Origin of the sequence: Paracidovorax wautersii, from assembly GCF_031453675.1 — a bacterium.
Lineage (GTDB): Bacteria > Pseudomonadota > Gammaproteobacteria > Burkholderiales > Burkholderiaceae_C > Paracidovorax.
This window is the reverse complement of record NZ_JAVIZX010000001.1, coordinates 2,742,185-2,767,370: the sequence shown is the minus strand read 5'-3', so window position 1 is coordinate 2,767,370 and position 25,186 is coordinate 2,742,185. Positions and strand designations below refer to the sequence as shown.

Here is a 25,186-nt window from a genome sequence, read left to right as displayed (position 1 = left end):
GCTTATTTCACACTTCTTCCGGTGCGTCGAGCCCCAGTTCCTGGATCTTGCGCGTGATGGTGTTGCGGCCGATGCCCAGGCGCTGTGCGGCCTCCATGCGGCGACCGTGCGTGGCCTGCAAGGCCGTGCGGATCAGCCGCGACTCGAAGCGCCGCGTCAGGGCATCCCACACCTCGGGCTGGCCGCCCAGCAGCATGCGCTGGGCCTCTGCCTCCAGCGAATGCTCCCAGCCTGGGCCAGGGCCCACAGCAGGTGTCGCCGCGGTGCCGGCACCGGCACTGGCCGTGCTCACGCCGTCATCGCCGGTCGGCAGGGCACCACCGGTGGAGGCTGCGACGGCAGCTCCCGTGGCCGCCGCGCTGCCCACGCCCGCCCAGGGAAACGCGGGCGATGCGGGGGCGCTGGCCGGATCCGCGGAGCGCGGCGGTGCTTCTGCGGTGGCGGCACCGGGTGCGGGATCCGCGGGCGCGCCACTCTGCGCAGCCTGGACAGGCGCGTCCAGCACCTCGGGCGGCAGGTCTTGCAGCGAAATCGTCTGGGCCGGTGCCATTACCGTCAGCCAGTGGCAGATGTTCTCCAGCTGGCGCACGTTGCCCGGAAAAGCGAACTGCTCCAGCCGTGCCAGGGCGGCCTCGGAAATACGCTTGGGCTCCACACCGAGCTGGCGGGCGCTTTGCTGCAGGAAATGCCGCGTGAGCATGGGCACGTCTTCGTGCCGTTCGCGCAGAGCCGGCAGACGCAGGCGAATGACGTTCAGTCGGTGGAACAAGTCCTCGCGGAAACCGCCCTCCTTCACGCGCTGCTCCAGGTTCTGGTGGGTGGCGGCGATTACGCGCACATGCGCCTTGACCGCGGCATGGCCGCCCACGCGGTAGAACTGTCCGTCCGACAGCACGCGCAGCAGGCGGGTCTGCAGGTCGAACGGCATGTCGCCGATTTCGTCCAGGAACAGGGTGCCGCCCTCGGCCTGCTCGAAGCGACCGCGCCGCTGCGTCTGCGCGCCAGTGAACGCGCCGCGCTCATGGCCGAAGAGTTCGGACTCGAGCAGGTCCTTGGGAATGGCGGCGGTGTTGATGGCGACGAAGGGGCCGCCGGACACGGGTGAGTGCTTGTGCAGCGCCCGGGCCACCAGTTCCTTGCCCGAACCGGATTCGCCGGTGATGAGCACGGTCACCTGGCTCTGGCTCAGCCGGCCGATGGCACGGAACACGTCCTGCATGGCCGGCGCCTGGCCCAGCATTTCGGGCGCGGCGGTCTGCCGCTCTTCGGTGACCTCTTCGCGCTGGCTCTCCTCCACCGCGCGGCGGATCAGCTCTACCGCCTTGGGCAGATCGAACGGCTTGGGCAGGTATTCGAAGGCGCCCCGCTGGAAGGCCGACACGGCGCTGTCCAGATCGGAATAGGCGGTCATGATGATGACCGGCAGGCCCGGCTGCTGCTCGCGCACCTGCTCCAGCAGCTGCAGGCCCGAGCCACCCGGCATGCGGATGTCGCTGACCAGGACCTGTGGCCCCTGGCGCGCCGGGTCGCCGGCAGCGACCTCGGCGAGGGCATCGAGCACCTCGCGCGGATGCGTGAAGCTGCGCGTGGGCAGGTTCTCGCGTGCCAGGGCCTTTTCTAGGACGAAGCGGATCGAGGGGTCGTCATCTACTATCCAGATCGGCTTCATGTGATTGTTCTACCTTGTTCCCGTTGATGGCATGTGTCGGGACCTTCAGGGCAAGGGAATGAGGATGCGGAAATCGGTACGACCCGGCACGCTGTCGCATTCGATCAATCCGTGGTGGCGCTGCACAAAGGTTTGCGCCAGCGTCAGCCCCAGTCCCGATCCCCCGTCCCGCCCCGTCACCAGAGGGTAAAAAATACGCTCCTTGATGGCTTCGGGCACGCCCGGTCCGTTGTCGATGACATGCAATTCCAGTGCCAGGCGGTAACGCTGCCGGCCGAATGTGACCTGTCGCGCCACGCGCGTGCGCAGGGTGATCACGGCGTCACCCTGGGCGATGCGCTCGGTGAGCACCTGCGCCGCGTTCTGCACGATGTTCAGCAGCGCCTGGATCAGCTGTGCACGGTCCCCGCGGAATTCGGGAATGGATGTGTCGTAGTCGCGCTGCACGCGCAGGCCGTGCGGGTACTCGACGAGCACCAGCGAGCGCACGCGCTCGCAGACCTCATGGATGTTCACGTCGCCCACCAGGTGCGGGTGCCGGTGCGGCGCCAGCAGCCGGTCCACCAGGCTCTGCAGGCGATCCGCCTCGTGGATGATGACCTGCGTGTACTCGGTCATCTCGGGGCTCTGCAGCTCCATCTCCAGCAACTGGGCCGCACCCCGGATGCCGCCCAGGGGGTTTTTGATCTCGTGCGCGAGATTGCGGATCAGTTCCTTGTTGGCCAGTGCCTGCTCGCGCAGCCGCTCTTCGCGGTCCTGGCGCGCCTGCGCCTCCAGCGGCCACAGTTCCACCAGCACCTCACCGCCATGCTCGGCCACCGAGACGTTCACATGCACCGGCACGGCTTCCTGCTGCCCGCGTCGCAAGCCCGCCTCGAAACGCAGCGCGGCGAAGTCCTGCCCGCGGGCCCCCGCCAGCGCGGTCTGCAACAAGGCAGGATCGGTGAAGAAACCGCTGAAGTCCGTGCCTTCCAATGTGCGCCGGGACAGCCCGAGCGAATTTTCCAGCGCGGCATTGGCGAACACCACGGCACCGTCGGAACGCAGTACCGCGACGAGGGTGGAAACGAGGTCCAGCGCGTGATAGCGCTCGGTATCGGGCTTGTCCAAAAAGTCGTCCTAAGGCGCGGGCAGACGCGCCAGTTCCCGCTTGATGCCGGCAACGTCGCTCTCGGCCCTTGCCAAGCTGGCCTTCAGTTCGGCCGTGCGCTCGATGTAGCCCTGCGGATTGCGCAACTCAAGCGCCGTGCGCTCGGGCGTGCCGTTGTTGTATTCGCGCGTGAGTTCGGCCACGCGGCTTTCGGCTTTGCGCAGTTCCGACTCGAGGATCGACCGGGCATCGGCATCGCGCGCACGCTGGTCGGATGTCGCCACACGGGGAGCATTCGAAGGCGACGGGGACGCAGCGCTGCCGCCACTGCCGCCACCGGAGGACGGCGCACCTGCGGCGGCCGGCAGACGGGGGCTTTGCAGCACGGTGACATTCCCCCCCTCCACCGGCTTGCAGCCGCGCTCCTTCGCTTGTGTGGCGTTGTTGGTGTACTCGTTGCCGCACCGGAAGATGCGATCCTGCGACCATGCCGCAAAGGGCATGAACGAGGCAGCAGCAAACAGGGCGATGAGCGGTTTCTTCATGGTTTCCTCGTGCGCATGCGGGAAGCATGCAAGACGAAGGCAAGTATCCAACAATCGATCTGGGCCGCCAACGCAGCCCGGTCGTAGCCGCGGGGCTTTGCCCCCAGCAGAAATCGGGCGTGCAAGCCCCTCATGAAAAAGGGCGGCCGAAGCCGCCCTTGCGAGATGGTGCCGCGGCAGCGCAGACCGCTGCCACGCCATGCATCACAGCGAGTAGTACATGTCGTATTCGACGGGGTGGGGAGCCATGCGGAAGCGCGTGACTTCGCCCATCTTCAGGTCGATGTAGGCATCCAGCATGGAGTCGGTGAACACGCCGCCCTTCGTCAGGAAGCTGCGGTCCTTGTCCAGGTACTCCAGCGCCTGATCGAGGCTGTGGCACACGGTGGGCACCAGCTTGTCTTCTTCGGGCGGCAGGTGGTACAGGTCCTTCGTGGCGGCTTCGCCCGGATGGATCTTGTTTTCCACGCCGTCCAGACCCGCCATCATCAGGGCGGAGAAAGCCAGGTAGGGGTTGGCCGAAGGATCGGGGAAGCGCGCTTCGATACGGCGGCCCTTCGGGTTCGCGACGTAAGGAATACGGATCGAGGCCGAGCGGTTACGGGCCGAGTAGGCCAGCTTCACAGGGGCTTCGAAGCCGGGCACCAGGCGCTTGTACGAGTTCGTGCCCGGGTTGGTGATGGCGTTCAGGGCACGGGCGTGCTTGATGATGCCGCCGATGTAGTAGAGCGCGAAGTCGGACAGACCGGCATAGCCGTCGCCGGCGAACAGGTTCTTGCCATCCTTCCAGATGGACTGGTGCACGTGCATGCCGGAGCCGTTGTCGCCGGCGTAGGGCTTGGGCATGAAGGTGGCGGTCTTGCCATAGGCGTTGGCCACGTTCCAGACCACGTACTTCAGAACCTGGGTCCAGTCGGCGCGCTCGACCAGCGTGCTGAACTTGGTACCGATTTCGTTCTGGCCGGCGCCTGCCACTTCGTGGTGGAACACTTCGACCGGGATGCCCAGGGATTCGAGGATCAGGGACATCTCGGCGCGCATGTCTTGCGTGCTGTCGACCGGGGGCACGGGGAAGTAGCCGCCCTTGACTGTGGGGCGGTGGCCGCGGTTGCCACCTTCGAGCTTGGCGCCCGAATTCCAGGGGGCTTCGTACTCTTCGATCTCGAACATGACCTTGCCGGGTTCGTTGGACCAGCGCACGCCGTCGAAGATGAAGAATTCGGGTTCCGGACCGAAGTAGGCGGTGTCGCCCAAGCCAGAGGCCTTCAGGTAGGCTTCGGCGCGCTTGGCGATGGAACGGGGATCACGGTCATAGGCCTTGCCATCGCCGGGCTCGATCACGTCGCACTGCAGGAACAGCGTCGTTTCTTCGAAGAACGGGTCGATGTTGGCCGTGTTGGGGTCGGGCATGAGTTGCATGTCCGACGCTTCGATGCCCTTCCAACCCGCCACGGACGATCCGTCAAATGCATGGCCCGACGTGAACTTGTCTTCGTCGAAGTGGGACACCGGCACGGTCACGTGCTGTTCCTTGCCACGGGTGTCGGTAAAGCGGAAGTCCACGAACTTGACTTCGTTTTCCTTCACCAGCTTCATCACGTCTGCAACGGTCTTTGCCATCAGGATCTCCAGGATTTAAGCGCTTGTTGAAAAAACGTCGAAAGAAAAGCAGTTTACGTGCCAAGAAGGCTGGGCATGCACTAAGGCGGAGCGTCGGGGCTCCCCTGTACCGCGCATGCGCTGCCCTGCACCAATGTGATACACACCTCTAGCCTGCTTCGTACCTCAAAAATTACGCACCACTTCGGGGCCGAAGTTTGCACCAATACCGTGCAAACTCTGGTGCAACAACGTCCAGGCCGCTGGAACGGCCGAAGATGGACCTTTTACCCCCAGTTCGATGTGCCGCCCATGCACAGGGTGATCGACGCTGGGCAGGCTGAACACCCGAACCTGCGGGTGGTCGCGCTCCACCTGCTCCATCAAAGGCGTCAGTGCCGCCTCCATGGCGCCGTAGATGACGACCGAATGCTCGGTCTGCGGTTGCTGGTTGAACCACTGCGAGCACTCCTGGTCGAGCACCCACTCGATCATGGGCCAGGCCATGACCGGAAAGCCTGGAACGAAGTGCACGCTGCCGCCACCAGCGCCTTGGCAGGAAAACCCCGGAATCTTGTTGTAAGGGTTGGGAATGATCTGCGCCCCCTGAGGGAACACGCCCATGTTGAGACGGTGCACGTTGTCGGGTCGATCGGGCTCATAAGCCTCACCCTGCTCTTTCGCCACATCCTGCATGCGCTCACGGATCAACGCTTCGGCCTGCGGGTGCAACTGCAGCGGCACGTTGAGGGCGTGTGCTGCGCACTGGCGCGTATGGTCGTCCGGGGTGGCGCCGATGCCGCCGCAGGAAAACACCACGTCTGTTGAAGCGAAGGCCCGCCGCAGCGTCGCGGTGATTCGCTCGGGATCATCACCCACATAGTCGGCGTATCCCAGAGAGAGGCCGCGCGCAGTCAGGAGCTCGATGACCTTGGGAAGGTGCTTGTCGGCCCGCTTGCCGGACAGTATTTCGTCGCCGACGATGATGAGACCAAATGTGGGAATCATGGGAGGGAAGAGGAGGAGGAAGACGATGGCGCCATGCCGGCGGAAGGAGCCGCAGGAGCCACGGACGCAACGGCGGCTTGGTGCAGCGCATCGCGCTCCTGCCGCAAGCGTTGCAGCGCAGCCAGCCCGAAGTGGGTGAACCACAGGGCAGAAAATGCGAACACGAGCGTGTAGATCCAGATCGCAAGGGGAATCAGTACAAGGAATGCGGCGGCAAAAACGACACCCGACGCCCAGACGATGCCGGGCGCGGCGCCCAGATACCCACACATCACGCCAATGCCCAGAAGCTTGAAGCGATGCCGCTTGAACAGTTCGATGCGCTCCTCCTTGCTAGCATGCTCGGCCAGCGCATCGAACGCCAAAACGCGGTAAGTCAGCCAGCCCCAAATCAACGGAGGAAGTATCAGCACCAGCGGCGGCACCAGCCACAGAGGCATCGAGGCCACCAACGCCAACAGCGCGGCCACCGTCGCGCCCAGCGACCACGCAAGGCTGAGCATGAAAGAGCCGCCTTTCTGTCGCTCCAGCGTGGGAAACCGGCGATCCGCCACAAGACTGACCATCGCCGGGCTCATCAGCAACGCGACCGCCAGCACGGACACGACCACCACCACGGGCACGGCAACCATTACGACCAGCAGCGGAGCCAGTACCGACGGCAGATCTGGAATTCCGAAGGCCTGCAACCAAGACCAGAGCATGGCCAGCCAATCGGAGCCTTGAAGCGCAGCCTGCGTCCATGCGACGGCCGCGGCCCACCAGAAATAGGCGGCCCCTCCTGCGATCAAAGCAATCAGCAGCAACGGCAGCAAAGACAGAGCTATGACGCGCGGCAGCACGCAATAGGCGGCGGCTCGCCAGAAGGAATCCAGAAGCTGTCCCATGCCTCAAGGATAGCGCCTGAACAAGGCCAATCTAGCCATGCCCCCACAACCGCAGAAGGCCGCGCCACTGCTGCGACCAGAAACCGCTGCCGTAATCCCGCACGCGGCCATCGGGCCCCGGCTCCACCTGGTCCCGCACCCCGGTAGGCTCGTACCGCAGCTCGAAGTTGGCCGTGCCAAAAAGCATGTCCCACCATGGAAGCAGTACGCCAAAGTTGTTGCCGCCGAGGACAGGCGGCCGCTCAGCGTGAGCGGGGCCGGCGCGCACAGGTTCAGACAGCGAAGCGACCTGTGCGCCCATCGTATGGCGCGTCGAAGGGGCCTCATGCCCGATCCCGATCGTGTGGTGCCGCCGATGGAAACGGGGGCTCACCCACAGCCGCTCGCCCCAGCGCCCGAACCACAGCCTCACATTCGCATGGTGGAAGTTTTCGCTGAGCTGCGTCAGCGCCACGATGGCAACAAACTGCCCCGGCGCCACGCCGATCAGCTGCGCCACCGTCACCACGATGAGATCGCGCAGCAAGTCATCCAGCAAATGGTTGCGATTGTCGCTCCACATCGTCATCTGCCGCTGCGAGTGATGCAGCGAGTGCAGGCGCCACCACCATTCGAAGTGGTGTTGGCCGCGGTGGATCCAATAATCCAGCAAGTCGAACACCACCAGGTATATCAGCAGGCTGACCCACGGGATATCGGTCACGCCGGGCCAGATTTCGTCCAGATGGAAGGTGCTGAGCCCGTGCACCCGCAGGAAGCCGAACAGCCCGTCCCACAGCGGGGTCACAGCGAAGAAGAGCACCAGGCGGAATACCCCCAACCGGTGAATGAGGGTGTAGAGGATGTCGACACGAATGGCTTTCGGATCCGTCACGGCCTCGACTGGCCGCCAGCGCTGCAACGGGGCAATCAACAGCAGCATGACAAGCAATTGCAGCACTCCCACCACCAGCCATCCCGTGGCGTCGTACGCATCCTCGAGCACATTGGCCAAGCCCAGCCAGAAGAGTACTGGCTGAAAGACGGACTCGAAGAGCCACTGCTGCACGCCGTCAAAGATAGCCAACATCCGGTCCATGATCCGTCCAATACCCTTCGTCAAGGCTTGGCCGCGCGGAGCGCCGCCTGGTAGTCCGGATGCTCCCGCAGCGTCCTGAAGCAAAAGCCTTGTTCCTTGAGACCTACGATGAGCGGCTCCAGCACCGCTGGAGCCCATGGATCCTTGCGTGACCAAATGCCGAGGTGAGCCAGCAAGATATCCCCGCTGCGGATGGTCCGCAGCGAGCGCTCCAGGAGGGTGGCATTGCTGACGCGCTCGCTGGGCAGTTCATCGCCCAGAAAGCCCGCCGGCGACCAACCGACATGGCTGTATCCGCAGGCCTTCGCCGCAGCCAGCAGTTCGGTGGAGGTCTTTCCGCCCGGGGCACGGAACAACGGTAGTACAGGCCGCCCGGTGAGCGCCCCCAGGCGTGTAGCAGCCCGTTGGATTTCTTCGCAGTACTGCTTGGCAGTCAAGACGAACTCCCGCCCGGCCTGAGGCCCCGCCGATGGACGGACCCGAAAGGCCGGCGCTTTGGGGGTTCCGACGTCTGCTCGCCAATACACATGATCCATCGTGTGCGAAGCGAACTCGTGCCCTTCGGCCGTGCGCGCTTTCCACCATGATGCCCAGTGGTCGCCGAGGCTGCCATCCCCTGTCTTCGTAGCCTCATTCGCAGCAAAGAAAGTGACCCGTACTTTGTGCCGGCTCAACACCTCAGCGACGAGGGGCGCGATCTCCATATGCCCCGTGTCGAACGTCAGATACACCGGCTTGTGGCATTCCGCCTGCGCCCAAGCGACCATCGGCACGACACCCAGCACGCAGAAAAGTGCGAACCAACGGCCTGCCCGTCGCACGATGCCCATCTCGTACTCTCTACCGTGCTGCGTGTTGCAGCGTCCAGACGCCGTGCGGCGACTTCCCTACACTGACCTTGTGGGCGACCTTGCGTTCCTGGGTGTCGATCACCAGCAACTTGCGCGCCCATCGGGCCGTCACATAAATCCAGCGTCCATCAGGAGAGACATCCATGCAATCCGGCCCACCCGGCGCCGGGTAGACGTCCACGACCTGGCGGGTGTGCATGTTGATCTTGCTGATGGTGTTGGCCACGCGGTTGCTGACGAACAGATGCTTGCCATCACCGGTGGCCCGAAACGCATGGGCCCCGGCTCCGGTCTTGATTCGCTGGACACTGCGGGGTTCAGTGCCTGAAACATCGAACACCTCCACGCTGTCGCTTCCCGTGAGTCCGACGAACAACTGCTTGTCGTCGCTGCTGCCGTAGACATCCGCCGGCATGGCCCCCGTCTTGATCCGCCATTTGATCTTTTGAGTGGCGATATCGATGGCGACCAGTTCGTCGCTGTCCTGCATAGTGGAGTAGACGGTGCGGCTCTGGCTGTCGACCCACAAATGGCTCGGGGTCTTGCCGGTCGCCACTCTCTGCGCAAGGGTGAGGTTCTGGCCATCCCATCGATAAAAATCTACATGGTTCAAGCGGTTGGCCGCAATGACCAGCCATTTCATATCGGGCGAAAAGCGCAGGTGGTACGGATCCAAGATGCCCCGTACCGTTCGCTGCACCTGTGCCGTCCTAGGGTCCACGAATGTCAATGTATCTGCCAGCGCATTGGCCACTACCAACGACTTCTCGTCGGGGGTCAGGTACATGTGGTGAGGCTCTTTTCCGGTCGGAATTCGGGCGGTCTCGGTCCACGTCTCAGGATTGATGACACTGATGTCGGCATCCAGCGAGTTCAGCACGAACACTGGCGGCATGCCTGCACGCGCGCCAACGCTCGCAACCACCGCAACTCCACACAACAGAGCCGAACGCACCCACTTGCTGATCAGAGAATTCAAAGAGCCTCCAAAAACGCCATACAAGCTGGCATCGCGGTTCACGACTCCCAGCCAAACCCCACTTAAACGCTACAGGGAGGAGCAGCGTTGACCCTCCCCTGGGGGCCCTACTCGACCATCTCCGGCATCATCTGAGCAGCGCGAGTTCTTCATCCTCCAGCCAACGCCACTGCCCAGGCTTCAAGTCAGAGGGGAGCCGCATGTGGCCGATCTGTGACCGATGCAGTGCCTCGACCCGGTTTCCAGCCGCGGCCACCATGCGCTTGACCTGATGGTACTTACCTTCAGTGAGCGTCAGATCGATAGACCGCTCTCCAGTTTGCACGCAAGCCGCCGCCCGTACTGGCGCCGAATCGTCATCTAGCACTACCCCGTCGATCAGCAACCGAATTTGGTCGGCATCGATCGCATGCTTGGTGGTGACCTGATACACCTTTGGGACATGCTTTTTGGGTGACGTCATTCTGTGCAGAAACTGCCCATCGTCACTCAACAACAGCATACCTGTCGTATCTTGATCCAGTCGCCCGACCGCCTGAACTCCTGCCACCGCACTTTTACTGGGGCGTTGCCGCAACGGGGCGGGTAGCAAGGTATAGATGCTCGGATAGGTCGAAGGTTTCTGCGAGCACTCGGTGCCAGCCGGCTTGTTCAAAACAAGATATGCCTTGGTACAGTATCGCCAAAGCCCCCCCTGGACTTGAAAACGCAAGCCAGCCTCCGGAATATTCGCGGCAGCATCCAACACCAAGGAAAACTGAGTAGCTCCACTCGGACAGACGGCAACAAAACCCTGTTGAATCAGGCCTGCGCAGACACGTCGCGTCCCGAAGCCCTGCGAATAAAGAATGTCTTGCAATTGCATCGTGCAGATCCAGAGGCGAAAAGCAGAAAAGCTGCTACGTTGAGCTGGTATCCATTGAAGTTAACAATGGGCGTCTACCCAAACAATTCTGTCACCACAAAGCAAAACGCCCTTCTACTCGTTAGAGCAGAAGGGCGGTTTGGGCTGTAAGAGCCTGACGATGACCTACTTTCACACGGGAACCCGCACTATCATCGGCGCAAAGTCGTTTCACTGTCCTGTTCGGGATGGGAAGGAGTGGTACCAACTTGCTATGGTCATCAGGCATAACTTGTTGCTGCCTTGACTGGGTCAAGACAACGAATTCACAGAGCTAAATCAGCATGTAATTTTTGATTGCGTCACTTGGCATAACAACCTTGACGGTGTCGTCAAAGTTATAGGGTCAAGCCGCACGAGCAATTAGTATCAGTTAGCTTAACGCATTACTGCGCTTCCACACCTGACCTATCAACGTCCTGGTCTTGAACGACTCTTTAGGGGGCTCAAGGCCCCGGCAGATCTCATCTTGAAACGAGTTTCCCGCTTAGATGCTTTCAGCGGTTATCTCTTCCACACTTAGCTACTCGGCAATGCCACTGGCGTGACAACCGATACACCAGAGGTGTGTCCACTCCGGTCCTCTCGTACTAGGAGCAGGCTTCCTCAAATCTGCAGCGCCCACGGAAGATAGGGACCAAACTGTCTCACGACGTTTTAAACCCAGCTCACGTACCTCTTTAAATGGCGAACAGCCATACCCTTGGGACCGGCTACAGCCCCAGGATGAGATGAGCCGACATCGAGGTGCCAAACACCGCCGTCGATATGAACTCTTGGGCGGTATCAGCCTGTTATCCCCAGAGTACCTTTTATCCGTTGAGCGATGGCCCTTCCATACAGAACCACCGGATCACTATGTCCTGCTTTCGCATCTGCTCGACTTGTCAGTCTCGCAGTTAAGCACGCTTATGCCATTGCACTATCGTCACGATGTCCGACCGTAACTAGCGTACCTTCGAACTCCTCCGTTACGCTTTGGGAGGAGACCGCCCCAGTCAAACTGCCTACCATGCACTGTCCCCGATCCCGATAAGGGACCTAGGTTAGAACCTCAAACACACCAGGGTGGTATTTCAACGTTGGCTCCATGAGAACTAGCGTCCTCACTTCAAAGCCTCCCACCTATCCTACACAGATCTGTTCAAAGTCCAATACAAAGCTACAGTAAAGGTTCATGGGGTCTTTCCGTCTTTCCGCGGGGAGATTGCATCATCACAAACATTTCAACTTCGCTGAGTCTCAGGAGGAGACAGTGTGGCCATCGTTACGCCATTCGTGCAGGTCGGAACTTACCCGACAAGGAATTTCGCTACCTTAGGACCGTTATAGTTACGGCCGCCGTTTACTGGGACTTCAATCAAGAGCTTGCACCCCATCATTTAATCTTCCAGCACCGGGCAGGCGTCACACCCTATACGTCCACTTTCGTGTTTGCAGAGTGCTGTGTTTTTATTAAACAGTCGCAGCCACCGATTTTTTGCAACCCCGTTTAGCTCCGTTTGTACAACTTCACTTACTAGGGGCATACCTTCTCCCGAAGTTACGGTATCAATTTGCCGAGTTCCTTCTCCTGAGTTCTCTCAAGCGCCTTAGAATACTCATCTCGCGCACCAGTGTCGGTTTGCGGTACGGTCGTCAATAGCTGAAGCTTAGTGGCTTTTCCTGGAAGCAGGGTATCACTCACTTCGTCTGCAAGCAGACTCGTTATCACCCCTCATCTAAGCCCGGCGGATTTGCCTACCGGGCACGACTACAGGCTTGAACCAACATATCCAACAGTTGGCTGAGCTAACCTTCTCCGTCCCCACATCGCACTATTGATCGGTACAGGAATATTGACCTGTTTCCCATCAGCTACGCATCTCTGCCTCGCCTTAGGGGCCGACTCACTCTACGCCGATGAACGTTGCGTAGAAAACCTTGCGCTTACGGCGAGGGGGCTTTTCACCCCCTTTAACGCTACTCATGTCAGCATTCGCACTTCTGATACCTCCAGCATCCGTCACCAGACACCTTCACAGGCTTACAGAACGCTCTCCTACCACGTGCAATAAATTGCACATCCGCAGCTTCGGTAACTGGCTTAGCCCCGTTACATCTTCCGCGCAGGACGACTCGATCAGTGAGCTATTACGCTTTCTTTAAATGATGGCTGCTTCTAAGCCAACATCCTGACTGTTTTAGCCTTCCCACTTCGTTTCCCACTTAGCCAATTTTAGGGACCTTAGCTGGCGGTCTGGGTTGTTTCCCTCTTGAGTCCGGACGTTAGCACCCGGTGCTCTGTCTCCCAAGCTGTACTCGTCGGTATTCGGAGTTTGCCTTGGTTTGGTAAGTCGCCATGACCCCCTAGCCAAAACAGTGCTCTACCCCCGACGGTAATACTTGAGGCACTACCTAAATAGTTTTCGGAGAGAACCAGCTATTTCCAAGTTTGTTTAGCCTTTCACCCCTATCCACAGCTCATCCGCTAGTTTTGCAACACTAGTCGGTTCGGACCTCCAGTACCTGTTACGGCACCTTCATCCTGGCCATGGATAGATCACTTGGTTTCGGGTCTACACCCAGCGACTGAACGCCCTATTCGGACTCGATTTCTCTACGGCTTCCCTATTCGGTTAACCTTGCCACTGAATGTAAGTCGCTGACCCATTATACAAAAGGTACGCAGTCACCCTTGCGGGCTCCTACTTTTTGTAAGCATGCGGTTTCAGGATCTATTTCACTCCCCTCCCGGGGTTCTTTTCGCCTTTCCCTCACGGTACTGGTTCACTATCGGTCGATGATGAGTATTTAGCCTTGGAGGATGGTCCCCCCATATTCAGACAGGGTTTCTCGTGCCCCGCCCTACTTTTCTCTAACTTAGTACCACACGTCTGTTTTCGCATACGGGGCTATCACCCACTATGGCCGGACTTTCCATTCCGCTTTGCTAACAGTCGTGCTATCACTAGAAGGCTCTTCCGATTTCGCTCGCCACTACTTTCGGAATCTCGGTTGATGTCTTTTCCTCGAGCTACTGAGATGTTTCAGTTCACCCGGTTCGCCTCGTTAACCTATGTATTCAGTTAACGATACCCCGAAGGGTGGGTTTCCCCATTCAGAAATCTCCGGATCAAAGCTTATTTGCCAGCTCCCCGAAGCTTATCGCAGGCTTTCACGTCTTTCGTCGCCTATCATCGCCAAGGCATCCACCACATGCTCTTAGTCACTTGACCCTATAACTTTGACCTCTCTTGCGAGACGCCTCCGTTTTCTTTCAAGGACTTGCGAGGTCTTTCACCTCGCGCGTTATGCCGTAATGTGAATGTTTCTTCGGTATTGCTACCTAGAGAACGATTCGTCATTACTTGAACAAACAAAGTTCGTTCGTTTTGACGCAATCAAATTTATGTTGCTGATGGCACGGTCTGCACTAAACCTTTACGAATGTGCAGTTTCCATCAGCAACGCTGATTCGACTCTATGAATTTTTAAAGAACAGCCGATTGGTCCGAGTAATCTCGTCCAACAACAAAGAGGCCTCTTGCGAAGCCGCTTTGGTGTTGCTTAGATTTCCGATTGATTGGTGGAGGATGACGGGATCGAACCGACGACCCCCTGCTTGCAAAGCAGGTGCTCTCCCAGCTGAGCTAATCCCCCAGTGATCCTCACTGTCTATGGAAGTGATGGTGGGTCTAGTTGGGCTCGAACCAACGACCCCCGCCTTATCAAGACGGTGCTCTAACCAGCTGAGCTACAGACCCATTCGCCGGTTTCCCGACGTCTCTTCCAACAACCGATAAGTGTGGGCGTTCAAATTTGAGCGCTGTTTTCCAGAAAGGAGGTGATCCAGCCGCACCTTCCGATACGGCTACCTTGTTACGACTTCACCCCAGTCACGAACCCTGCCGTGGTAAGCGCCCTCCTTACGGTTAGGCTACCTACTTCTGGCAGAACCCGCTCCCATGGTGTGACGGGCGGTGTGTACAAGACCCGGGAACGTATTCACCGCGACATTCTGATCCGCGATTACTAGCGATTCCGACTTCACGCAGTCGAGTTGCAGACTGCGATCCGGACTACGACTGGCTTTATGGGATTAGCTCCCCCTCGCGGGTTGGCAACCCTCTGTACCAGCCATTGTATGACGTGTGTAGCCCCACCTATAAGGGCCATGAGGACTTGACGTCATCCCCACCTTCCTCCGGTTTGTCACCGGCAGTCCCATTAGAGTGCCCTTTCGTAGCAACTAATGGCAAGGGTTGCGCTCGTTGCGGGACTTAACCCAACATCTCACGACACGAGCTGACGACAGCCATGCAGCACCTGTGTTACGGTTCTCTTTCGAGCACTAATCCATCTCTGGAAAATTCCGTACATGTCAAAGGTGGGTAAGGTTTTTCGCGTTGCATCGAATTAAACCACATCATCCACCGCTTGTGCGGGTCCCCGTCAATTCCTTTGAGTTTCAACCTTGCGGCCGTACTCCCCAGGCGGTCAACTTCACGCGTTAGCTTCGTTACTGAGTCAGTGAAGACCCAACAACCAGTTGACATCGTTTAGGGCGTGGACTACCAGGGTATCTAATCCTGTTTGCTCCCCACGCTTTCGTGCATGAGCGTCAGTGCAGGCCCAGGGGATTGCCTTCGCCATCGGTGTTCCTCCGCATATCTACGCATTTCACTGCTACACGCGGAATTCCATCCCCCTCTGCCGCACTCCAGCGATGCAGTCACAAATGCAGTTCCCAGGTTGAGCCCGGGGATTTCACATCTGTCTTACATCACCGCCTGCGCACGCTTTACGCCCAGTAATTCCGATTAACGCTTGCACCCTACGTATTACCGCGGCTGCTGGCACGTAGTTAGCCGGTGCTTATTCTTACGGTACCGTCATGACCTCTCTTTATTAGAAAGAGGCTTTTCGTTCCGTACAAAAGCAGTTTACAACCCGAAGGCCTTCATCCTGCACGCGGCATGGCTGGATCAGGCTTTCGCCCATTGTCCAAAATTCCCCACTGCTGCCTCCCGTAGGAGTCTGGGCCGTGTCTCAGTCCCAGTGTGGCTGGTCGTCCTCTCAGACCAGCTACAGATCGTCGGCTTGGTAAGCTTTTATCCCACCAACTACCTAATCTGCCATCGGCCGCTCCGTCCGCGCAAGGCCTTGCGGTCCCCTGCTTTCATCCGTAGATCGTATGCGGTATTAGCAAAGCTTTCGCTCCGTTATCCCCCACGATCGGGCACGTTCCGATGTATTACTCACCCGTTCGCCACTCGTCAGCATCCGAAGACCTGTTACCGTTCGACTTGCATGTGTAAGGCATGCCGCCAGCGTTCAATCTGAGCCAGGATCAAACTCTACAGTTCGATCTTGAAATTTAAAGTCTTTCGACTTCACTCATAAAAACGGAATTGAAGTGAACTTCACTTCTATTCTCATGAGCATTTGTAGTGCTAAGCACTAGTTCCGAAGAACTTGGCACTCGCCTTCAAACGCCCACGCTTATCGGCTGTATATTTTTAAGGAACCGAAACCAGAGAATTTCTTCTTTGTTTTCTTGCTTTGCTGCAATCAGCAGAGCCTTGAATTCTAGCACAAGTTTTAAAGTCCTGTCAAACTTTAAGGTCTTTCGCCTTTCACATCAACCGATCACATTAGCAACCCGTCTCAGCAGCGAAGCCTTGAATTCTACATCGAATTTCCATCCGATCACAACTCAAAACCAACCTTTTTTCTCAACACCCCAGAGATTCCTAAGAACTTCTCTGTGCTGCCAAGCCCGCTAGTATAACCACTATTTTTCGCGGTTGCGGCCGATTGTTGAAAATTCTTTCAACCGCCGGCCGACTATGTCTAAGACTGCGAATTAGATCTTCAGACTCTCCACTTTTCCAGCAACTTGTCAGGGCTGAGGCTGTCGTAGCCTTCGAAGGGCTGATGGATCCAAGGGTTGGTCGGCAGGAACTCTACCGAATAGTCTGGCGTGAAGGTGGACAACCCTTTGGTCCAAATCACCGCACTACGCAACTGAGTGATGGGTGAGTAGTTGGTCTTGAGCATAGCGATCACTGCATTCAGCGTATGCCCGGAGTCAGCCAGATCGTCCACGAGCAAGACCCGGCCTGCAATTTCGCCCTTGGGGGTCGTGATGAAGCGAGCGATGTCGAGATGCCCCTGCACCGTTCCTGCTTCCGCACGGTAGGAGCTCGTGGACATGATGGCCAGCGGCTTGTCAAAGATTCGGCTGAGGATGTCCCCTGGACGCAGACCTCCTCGAGCCAAGCAAAGGATGGTATCGAACTCCCACCCCGACTGATGCACCTTGAGCGCCAGCTTCTCGATGAGGCTGTGGTATTCGTCATAGCTCACATACAGATGCTTGCCGTCTTCCGTCAACATTCAATAGCTCCTGATTCGAAAAAGACACGGGGTCGGACATGCCAACGCCCGGCCATTGCCACGCTCAGCCAGCCGCGTAGGGGTGATGCATCATGATCGTGTGATCACGGTCTGGGCTGGTGGAAATCATGGCGATCGGCACGCCCGTCACCTGTTCAATACGTTCGAGATACTTCTGGGCATTGGCAGGCAGCGAGTCGTAGCGCGTTACTCCAACGGTAGAGTCGCTCCAGCCGGGGATCGACTCATAGATAGGAACGCAACGCGCGATCTCCTCTGCTCCCATGGGCAACAGGTCAATCTTTTCCCCATCGAGTTCGTATCCCGTGCACAGCAGGAGTTCGTCGAGCCCATCAAGCACGTCGAGCTTGGTGATGCACAGGCCGGAAAGCCCGTTGACCTGGGCGCTGCGTTTGAGCAATGCGGCGTCGAACCAACCACAGCGGCGGCTCCGACCCGTGGTCACACCCTTCTCCGCCCCTACCGTGCTCATGTGATATCCAGGCGTACCAGGGGTTTCCCAATCCAATTCAGTGGGGAATGGCCCCCCGCCCACACGGGTGCAATAGGCCTTCGTAATGCCCAGGATGTAATGCAACATCCCAGGGCCTACGCCCGAGCCCGCAGCCGCGTTACCCGCAACGCAGTTGCTGGAGGTCACATATGGATATGTGCCATGGTCCACATCCAGCAGCGTGCCCTGCGCACCCTCGAACAGCAAGTTGGCGCCCGCGATGTGGGCCTCGTTCAGCTCACGGGAGACATCGGCCATCATCGGCTTCAGCAATTCGGCGTGGCGCATGGCCTCGTCGTACACCGCGTCGAACTGGACGAGGCCGTCTTGGATGTAGGGCTTGAGAGCGTCTCCGAAGACAAAGCTGTTGGACCCGAGGAAAGAACTCAGGACGTGGTTATGCAAAGCCAGTAGTTCGCGCAGCTTCGCTGCAAAACGGTCTGGGTACTTGAGATCCTGAACGCGTAGTGCACGGCGGGCAATTTTGTCTTCGTACGCGGGCCCGATACCGCGACCGGTTGTGCCGATCTTCTCAGCACCGCCATGCTCGCGAGCAGCTTCACGGGCAACATCCAATGCTGCATGGAAAGGCAGGATTAGTGGACAGGCTTCACTGATGCGCAGTCGCGAACGCACCTCGACACCGGCCTTCTCCAAACCTTCGATCTCCTCGAAAAGCTTGGCTGCGGACAGCACCACGCCGTTGCCGATGTAGCACTTCACGCCTGGTCGCATGATGCCACTAGGAATCAGATGCAGCGCCGTCTTGACGCCGTTGATGACCAACGTATGACCAGCGTTGTGCCCTCCCTGAAAACGCACCACCCCCTGCGCGCTTTCGGTAAGCCAGTCCACCAGTTTGCCCTTACCTTCGTCGCCCCACTGGGTACCGACGACAACTACGTTACGACCTTTGGTTGCGTTCATGTCAAATTCGATTAAATTGTCAAAATCTCACAGGGGCTGGACTATCCAGCGCCCCTCGACGAAGGCGAGCTCCCGATCACAGTGAAATTCATCCACTTCGCTCTCGTGACCGGGAAGAACGCATACGACCGTTTCACCCTGCCGGCGCAATGCAGCCACCGCCGCATTCACGTCGGAAACATCATTCCAAGGGGCCCGAATGGCGGCCTTGAGCGGACGGGGCCCGACGACAGCGACCAACTGCTTGATGTCCAGGCTGAATCCAGCAGCAGGACGGGTGCGGCCAAAAACGGCACCCACCTCGTCATACCGGCCACCACGCACCAGTGCATCCGCAGCGCCGTCCGAATAAACGCTGAACTTGGCTCCGCTGTAGTACGCGTAGCCTCGCAGGTCTGCCAAATCAACAGACACATCAGCAGCAACAATCCGGCTGGCGATCGATCGCAAGGAGGCCAACACAGCGGGCACTCCGGGTACATCCTTCAGCGCTATCTCCGCTTCGTCGAGCACAGAGACGTCGCCATACAGCGTCAACAACGCCGCCAGCCCATTTCTGGATGTGGCGGGAAATTTCCGGGTCAACGCGCGCAGTTCACTCGCATCCTTGGCAGCGAGGGCTGCGTGGATTCGGTTCAGCATTGGCCAATCCGCCGCCGCATCCGCCAGAAGGCTGCGCACGATGCGCACATCCGCAAGGTCGACGATGGGCTGCTTGACTTCAGCGACCCGAAGGCACTCCAGAGCCAGCGTCACGGCCTCCAAGTCTGCCTCTATTCCGGCGTGCCCATAGATCTCCGCGCCGAACTGCAGCGGCTCCCTGGTGGCATGCGGCCGATCAGGGCGAGTGTGCAGAACAGGGCCGCAGTAACACAGTCGCGTGATCCCCACGCGATTGAGCAGATGGGCATCGATGCGGGCAACCTGCTGGGTCGTGTCTGCTCGCAGCCCCATGGAGCGGCCAGACAATTGATCCACCAGCTTGAAGGTCTGGAGATCGAGCGCCTCGCCGGTACCCGTCAAAAGCGACTCCAGATGTTCCAGCATCGGCGGCATGACCAGCTCGTATCCATAACCGCGCGCCGTATCCAGGAGCCCGCGACGCAATTCTTCAATATGCCGAGCCTCGGAAGGCAAAACATCGGCAATGTGATCCGGGAGGACCCAGGCAGACATGAGAAGTGGGGAGGCTGTTAAAAACGTGATTCTACCGGCATGGCATACCGAAGCTCCCTGCGGCAGGTGTCAGGCTGGGAAGAGGCTTAACCGAAAAGGCCGGACACCAACCTCGCCAAAGCATGGGAGCGCATCTGGCCGTACCGAAGCTACGACAGTCGGGCGACCCAAGATCCGCCTAGCCATCGGCGAAAGGAGGGGCAGAAGCCCCTCGACTATCAGCAGCGGGCCCTGTGCGACCTATCGGCTCTCTGCTATCACCCTTATCGGAGATGGATCAAGGGCGTCCCGACGCAGGAGCACCGCCACGGAATGCTTTGAAAAACTCCGAACTGGAAGGGTCCAATACCATCACATCGCTCTTCTTGTTGAAGCTCGACTTGTAGGCTTCCAAGCTGCGATAGAACTGCGCAAATTGCGGATCACGGCCAAATGCCTCGGCGTAGACACGAGCCGCTTCCGCATCACCCTCGCCCTTGATCTTCTGAGCATCACGATAAGCGTTGGCGATCGTGATCTCTCGCTGGCGATCAGCATCGGCCCGGATCTTCTCTCCCTCCGCGGCCCCGGTGGAGCGCAACTCGTTAGCCACCCGCTGACGTTCGGCCTGCATACGCCGGTACACAGATTCGGTAATGGCTTCCACGTAATCAACGCGCGTGATGCGCACGTCCACGATATCCACGCCCCAGGGCTTGGCCCCTCGGACGACCTCCAGCACCTCGCGCTTCACATCCGACATCAGTGCATCGCGTTTGAGCGATAGCAGTTCCTTCACCGTACGGCGATTCACTTCTTCCTGGAAGGCATTGCGTACCACGCGATTGAGCTGCAGAGCACCCGCGTTCTCATCGAGGCCGACGTTCCTGATGTACTCCGACGGGTCGGAGATGCGCCAGCGCACATACCAATCGATGACCACTCGCTGCTTTTCAGCTGTCAGCATGGACTCGGTGTCGGAACTGTCCAGCGTCAGCAGCCGCTTGTCGATGTAGCGCACATTTTGGAAAGGTGGCGGCAACTTGAAATTCAGCCCCGGCTCTGTGATCACTTCCTTGATCTGGCCCAACGCATAGACCACGCCGAACTGCCGTTGATCAACGACAAACAGCATGGAGCTCAGAAGCGCCAGAACGACAAGGACCGAGGAGGCGATAAATCCAACTCTATTCACGATGCACTCCTAACGGGACTCACGCTCACGCGTGCGGCTGCTGTCGCGCGCACGCGCATCACCGGAAAACTGAGACGACGCTGCCGGCGGCAAGCTCGAACTGGTGGCTGGCGGCGTTTCAAGCGCCGCTCCAGTGGTGGGGGCAGTTGCCCCACCCTGGGACACGTTTTGCATAATCTTGTCCAGCGGCAGGTACAGCAGGTTGGAGCCTTGGCGCGACTCCACCAGCACCTTGGTCACATTGGTGTAAATCTGCTGCATGGACTCCAAGTACATTCGGTCTCGGGTCACCTGAGGGGCCTTTTGGTACTCGGCCAGGACGGCACTGAACCGTTGTGCATCGCCCTGGGCCTGGGCGACGATCCTGGCCTTGTACGCAGCAGCCTCTTCCGTGAGGCGTGAAGCAGAGCCCACAGCGCGGGGAACCACGTCATTGGCATACGCCTGTGCCTCATTCTTCGCCCGCTCCCGCTCTTGGCCTGCCTTCAGCACGTCATCGAATGCGGCCTGCACCTGCTCCGGCGGCCGCACTCCCCCCTGCTGCAGGTTGATGCCTACCACTTCAACGCCCACGTTGTAGCGGTCGAGAATCGTCTGCATCAAGGTGCGAACCCGCGGTGCGATCTGATCCCGTTCCTCGGCCAGCGCGGTGTCCATGCGCATCTTGCCGACCACTTCACGCACGGCCGTTTCAGCAGCCTGAACCACGGCTTCAGCGGGGTTGCGGCTTTCAAAAAGCCACGCGCGCGCGTCACTCAGTCGGTACTGCACCGCAAACTTGATCTCGACGATATTCTCGTCCTCGGTCAGCATCGCGGATTCACGCAGCCCCGTGCTCTTGATTACGCTGTCTCGGCCCACGTCAGCGGAACGGATCTGCGTCACGAACACCAACTCATGCCGCTGGATGGGATAAGGCAAGCGCCAGTTGAAGCCCGCGTTGACCGTACTTTTGTACTTGCCGAATTGCGTGATGACGGCTTGCTGGCCTTCTTGAACGATGAAAAAGCCCGTCGCCAGCCAGATCAAAAGGGCTATCGCGGCGATCAGTCCCACGCCGACGCCCGCATTTTTCATGTCGGGTTGGAAACCACCGCCACCACCGGTCGGACCACGGCCACCACCATTCTTGCCGCCGAAGAGCCCTCCAAGCTTGCGGTTCAGATCACGCCACAACTCGTCGAGGTCCGGAGGCTGCCCTCCGGGACCAGGGTCGCGCCTACGGTTGCCTTGAGGACCGCCTGATGTCGGGGGGCGCTCCGGGTCCGAGGAGTTTCTGCCCTCGTTCGCGTCATCGCCTCGACCCCAGCGGGGATCATTCAAATTGAACATCCCCCGGATTCGGCTGGGCAAGACAGCCCAACGGGAGGCGCGGTTATGAAGATTCATGCGGAAATTCTCTGATCTCTGAAGACATTCGAGCCATGGGCATTGTGCCCAAGTCAGTCACGGTCATCTGACAATTCAGCAGCGCCGCCAGGGGTCATGGTCACTCCCGCAGCAGCCATAACGGTTGCCGCCAGGTGCTGACGCAACGCCGACAGGCCCAGCCCTGCTTGGGCACTCACAAAAATACGAGGAATCTGCCTGCCTTCCAGATCGTACGTGTCCTGCTCTACCGCAGGCCGGGCTTCACTCGCCAGCATGTCCAGCTTGTTGAAGACCAGCAGTTGAGGCACATCGCTCGCGCCGATCTCGTGCAGCACGCGCTGCACTTGCGCAATTTGCTCCGAATAATCAGGATTGGAAGCATCCACGACATGCAACAGCAAGTCAGCATCGATAGCTTCCTGGAGCGTGGCTTGAAAAGCGTCGACCAACCCATGCGGTAGGTCACGAATAAAGCCCACCGTATCTGATAGTGAAACGGAGCGCCCCGCCTCCTCCAAATACAGTTGCCGCGTGGTGGTGTCCAGCGTCGCAAACAGTTGGTCGGCGGCATACGCCCTGGCTTTGACCATGGCGTTGAACAACGTCGATTTGCCTGCGTTGGTGTAGCCAACCAAGGAGATATTGAAAGTGTCGCGACGCTCTCGCTGACGCCGCTGAGTGGCTCGCTGCCGTTTGACCTTGAGCAGGCGCTCTCTCGTACGCTTGATCGCCTCACCAATCATGCGCCGGTCCAGTTCGATCTGGGTTTCACCGGGGCCGCCGCGGGCCCCAATGCCCCCTCGCTGGCGTTCCAAGTGGGTCCAGCGACGGACCAGCCGCGTGCTGACATACTGCAGCTTGGCCAACTCAACCTGCAGCTTCCCTTCGTGACTGCGTGCACGCTGAGCAAAGATTTCTAGGATGAGGAGAGTACGATCGTTGACCGGCAGTTCGATGTGACGCTCAAGGTTCCGCTGCTGGGCCGGGCTGAGCGCCTGGTCAAACAGAACCTCCCTGGCACCATGCATATGTGCCAAGGTGCGGATTTCATCCGCTTTGCCACTGCCCACAAACAAGGCAGCGTCGGGCGCCTTACGCTTACATGTCAGCCGAGCAACTGGTTCCAGGCCAGCCGTTTGCGCGAGCAGACCCAACTCTTCCAAGTCGGCGTCGAAGTGGGGCAACCCAAAGTCAACGCCTACCAGCAGCACTGGCGCCGCTGGCGGCTCTGCAGAAAAAGGAGAATTCAAAGCGGCCCACCTGTGTGTGCGCTACCGGAGCGCCCGGGAGGGCGCCCCGTAGGACCCGGATCAGGCGTTGCTTGCCTCGGTATCAGCCGAATCACCGGTCGAGAAATTGACGGCCCTGCCGGGAACGATGGTCGAGATGGCGTGTTTGTAGACCATCTGGGTGACCGTATTACGCAGGAGCACCACATACTGATCGAAGGATTCGATCTGGCCTTGCAACTTGATGCCATTGACCAGATAGATAGAAACCGGCACGTGTTCGCGGCGCAGCGCGTTCAGGAACGGGTCTTGCAGAAGTTGGCCTTTGTTGCTCACGATATTCTCCGTGTTCAAGAATGTTGTTGTAAACCACCACCTTACCACAGCAATTAAGCCGTGAAAGGCAAAAGCCTATTGACGTACCGAGTGGGCGGCTAAGCGTCTTCCTTGTCCGCGAACGGATTCTGGGAGGTCTTCATTTCGATCCGAAGCGGCGTCCCCACTAAATTGAACTCCTTGCGGAAACGCCCCTCCAGGAACCGTTTGTAGGCATCAGTGACATGCTCCAGCGAGTTTCCATGGATCACGATCACCGGTGGATTCATGCCCCCCTGGTGCGCGTAACGCATCTTGGGACGGAACATGCCGGCGCGCTTGGGACTCTGGAACTGAACCGCTTCAAGCAAAAGACGCGTAAGTACCGGCGTAGACATCTTGCAAGTCGCAGCCTTGTGGGCCTGAACAATCGACGTCCACAACGGGCCGAGGCCCTGCCGCTTCTTGGCGGAGATGAAATGGAGCGAGGCAAACTTCAGAAATGACAGCCGGGTTTCGATGGACCGCTCCAGCATCTGGCGACCGTAATCATCCACCGCATCCCATTTGTTCACCGCCAGCACGACTGCACGGCCGCTTTCCAGCACGTAGCCCGCGATGTGCGCATCCTGATCTGTAACGCCCTGCGTGGCGTCAAGCAGCAACAGCACAACGTTTGCCGATTCGATGGCCTGCAGGGTTTTCACTACCGAGAACTTTTCGATCGCCTCAAAAACCTTGCCCTTACGCCGCAGCCCCGCGGTATCGATCAGTTCGAACTTCTGCCCCTGCCGCTCGAAGGGCACCGAGATAGCGTCCCGCGTCGTGCCCGGCATATCAAACGCCACCAGACGTTCCTCACCGAGCCAGGTGTTGATGAGGGTTGACTTACCCACGTTGGGCCGCCCCGCTACCGCGAGGCGGACGATGCCACTCGCTGCATCTTCATCTGAATCATCTGGCTCAGGCAACTGCAACGGCTCGAGCGCGAGTTCCACCAAGCCGCGGATACCCTGTCCATGTGCTGCGGAAATCGGGTACACCTCGCCGAGACCCAATTCGTAGAATTCGGCGAGTTGCACGCCTTCACGCATGCCCTCTGCCTTGTTGCCGACAAGCACGCAGGGTTTGCCGAGGCGGCGCAGATACTTCGCGATGTCATGGTCTTGCGAAGACAATCCCGCCCGTGCGTCAACCACGAAGATCACGACGTCTGCTTCAGCAACGGCCTGCTGCGTTTGCTTGGCCATCTCCCGATAAATACCCGTGGATGCGTCAGGCTCGAAGCCCCCCGTGTCGATCACGATGTATTCGTGTTTGCCTTGCTTCCCGTTACCGTAGTGTCGGTCCCGGGTCAGGCCAGCAAAGTCCGCCACGATGGCATCGCGCGTCTTCGTGAGACGGTTAAAGAGTGTGGATTTCCCCACGTTGGGGCGCCCCACCAGAGCGATGACCGGTTTCATTCCAGACCTTGTTCTACTTTGCGTTG

The 25,186-nt window shown here is 59.1% G+C and carries 18 protein-coding genes, 2 tRNA genes and 3 rRNA genes; all 23 read right to left on the bottom strand.

Going from position 1 to position 25,186, the window contains the following annotated elements; all coding sequences use genetic code 11:
• Positions 1-7 precede the first annotated feature (7 nt).
• Positions 8-1,669, bottom strand: a complete 1,662-nt coding sequence (ntrC, locus tag QE399_RS12475; RefSeq protein WP_309829110.1) for a nitrogen regulation protein NR(I) — start codon at positions 1,667-1,669, stop codon at positions 8-10.
• A 45-nt stretch (positions 1,670-1,714) separates the two neighbouring features.
• Positions 1,715-2,779: a nitrogen regulation protein NR(II) gene (gene glnL, locus QE399_RS12470; protein WP_309829109.1), complete on the bottom strand. Its 1,065-nt coding sequence runs from the start codon at positions 2,777-2,779 to the stop codon at positions 1,715-1,717.
• A gap of 9 nt (positions 2,780-2,788) precedes the next feature.
• Positions 2,789-3,304, bottom strand: coding sequence for a hypothetical protein (locus QE399_RS12465; RefSeq protein ID WP_309829108.1), 516 nt, complete (start codon positions 3,302-3,304; stop codon positions 2,789-2,791).
• Positions 3,305-3,508: 204 nt separating this feature from the next.
• The gene (glnA, locus tag QE399_RS12460) at positions 3,509-4,924 is read right to left on the bottom strand and encodes a type I glutamate--ammonia ligase (RefSeq protein WP_309829107.1); all 1,416 of its coding nucleotides are present in this window, start codon (positions 4,922-4,924) and stop codon (positions 3,509-3,511) included.
• A 165-nt stretch (positions 4,925-5,089) separates the two neighbouring features.
• A complete protein-coding gene (locus QE399_RS12455) occupies positions 5,090-5,911 on the bottom strand; it encodes a competence/damage-inducible protein A (protein WP_309829106.1) in 822 nt (273 codons plus the stop codon).
• Positions 5,908-6,798 (bottom strand): EI24 domain-containing protein, encoded by an 891-nt coding sequence (locus QE399_RS12450; protein WP_309829105.1) that lies wholly within the window; start codon positions 6,796-6,798, stop codon positions 5,908-5,910. The genes QE399_RS12455 and QE399_RS12450 overlap by 4 nt, the downstream gene beginning before the upstream one ends.
• A 31-nt stretch (positions 6,799-6,829) precedes the next feature.
• Positions 6,830-7,876, bottom strand: coding sequence for a sterol desaturase family protein (locus tag QE399_RS12445; RefSeq protein WP_309829104.1), 1,047 nt, complete (start codon positions 7,874-7,876; stop codon positions 6,830-6,832).
• Positions 7,877-7,896: 20 nt separating this feature from the next.
• Positions 7,897-8,706 (bottom strand): polysaccharide deacetylase family protein, encoded by an 810-nt coding sequence (locus QE399_RS12440; RefSeq protein ID WP_405043615.1) that lies wholly within the window; start codon positions 8,704-8,706, stop codon positions 7,897-7,899.
• 10 nt (positions 8,707-8,716) lie between these two features.
• The gene (locus QE399_RS12435) at positions 8,717-9,622 is read right to left on the bottom strand and encodes a YncE family protein (RefSeq protein WP_309832076.1); all 906 of its coding nucleotides are present in this window, start codon (positions 9,620-9,622) and stop codon (positions 8,717-8,719) included.
• A 211-nt stretch (positions 9,623-9,833) separates the two neighbouring features.
• On the bottom strand, positions 9,834-10,571 hold the full coding sequence (locus QE399_RS12430) for a 16S rRNA pseudouridine(516) synthase (protein WP_309829103.1): 738 nt from the start codon (positions 10,569-10,571) through the stop codon (positions 9,834-9,836).
• 152 nt (positions 10,572-10,723) lie between these two features.
• Positions 10,724-10,836: ribosomal RNA gene (gene rrf, locus QE399_RS12425) — 5S ribosomal RNA — on the bottom strand.
• 116 nt (positions 10,837-10,952) lie between these two features.
• Positions 10,953-13,828 (bottom strand): 23S ribosomal RNA (locus QE399_RS12420).
• Positions 13,829-14,176: 348 nt separating this feature from the next.
• Positions 14,177-14,252 (bottom strand) — tRNA-Ala (locus QE399_RS12415).
• Positions 14,253-14,279: 27 nt separating this feature from the next.
• A tRNA-Ile gene (locus tag QE399_RS12410) sits at positions 14,280-14,356 on the bottom strand.
• A gap of 73 nt (positions 14,357-14,429) precedes the next feature.
• Positions 14,430-15,958: ribosomal RNA gene (locus tag QE399_RS12405) — 16S ribosomal RNA — on the bottom strand.
• Together the 16S, 23S and 5S rRNA genes with 2 tRNA genes alongside form the textbook arrangement of a ribosomal RNA operon.
• 508 nt (positions 15,959-16,466) lie before the next feature.
• Positions 16,467-16,991, bottom strand: a complete 525-nt coding sequence (locus tag QE399_RS12400) for a phosphoribosyltransferase (RefSeq protein ID WP_309829102.1) — start codon at positions 16,989-16,991, stop codon at positions 16,467-16,469.
• A 64-nt stretch (positions 16,992-17,055) separates the two neighbouring features.
• A complete protein-coding gene (locus QE399_RS12395; RefSeq protein ID WP_309829101.1) occupies positions 17,056-18,432 on the bottom strand; it encodes an adenylosuccinate synthase in 1,377 nt (458 codons plus the stop codon).
• Positions 18,433-18,459: 27 nt separating this feature from the next.
• Positions 18,460-19,608 carry an ATP phosphoribosyltransferase regulatory subunit gene (locus QE399_RS12390; protein ID WP_309829100.1) on the bottom strand — a complete coding sequence of 383 codons (1,149 nt, stop codon included), beginning with the start codon at positions 19,606-19,608 and terminating at the stop codon, positions 18,460-18,462.
• Positions 19,609-19,885: 277 nt separating this feature from the next.
• Positions 19,886-20,782 carry a protease modulator HflC gene (gene hflC, locus QE399_RS12385; protein ID WP_309829099.1) on the bottom strand — a complete coding sequence of 299 codons (897 nt, stop codon included), beginning with the start codon at positions 20,780-20,782 and terminating at the stop codon, positions 19,886-19,888.
• Between the two features lie 9 nt (positions 20,783-20,791).
• A complete protein-coding gene (hflK, locus tag QE399_RS12380; RefSeq protein WP_309829098.1) occupies positions 20,792-22,171 on the bottom strand; it encodes an FtsH protease activity modulator HflK in 1,380 nt (459 codons plus the stop codon).
• Between the two features lie 53 nt (positions 22,172-22,224).
• Complete coding sequence (gene hflX / locus QE399_RS12375) at positions 22,225-23,403, bottom strand: GTPase HflX (protein ID WP_309829097.1); 1,179 nt, start codon at positions 23,401-23,403, stop codon at positions 22,225-22,227.
• A gap of 60 nt (positions 23,404-23,463) precedes the next feature.
• Positions 23,464-23,718: an RNA chaperone Hfq gene (hfq, locus tag QE399_RS12370; protein ID WP_405043611.1), complete on the bottom strand. Its 255-nt coding sequence runs from the start codon at positions 23,716-23,718 to the stop codon at positions 23,464-23,466.
• Positions 23,719-23,816: 98 nt separating this feature from the next.
• The gene (gene der, locus QE399_RS12365; RefSeq protein WP_309829095.1) at positions 23,817-25,160 is read right to left on the bottom strand and encodes a ribosome biogenesis GTPase Der; all 1,344 of its coding nucleotides are present in this window, start codon (positions 25,158-25,160) and stop codon (positions 23,817-23,819) included.
• Positions 25,161-25,186 lie beyond the last annotated feature (26 nt).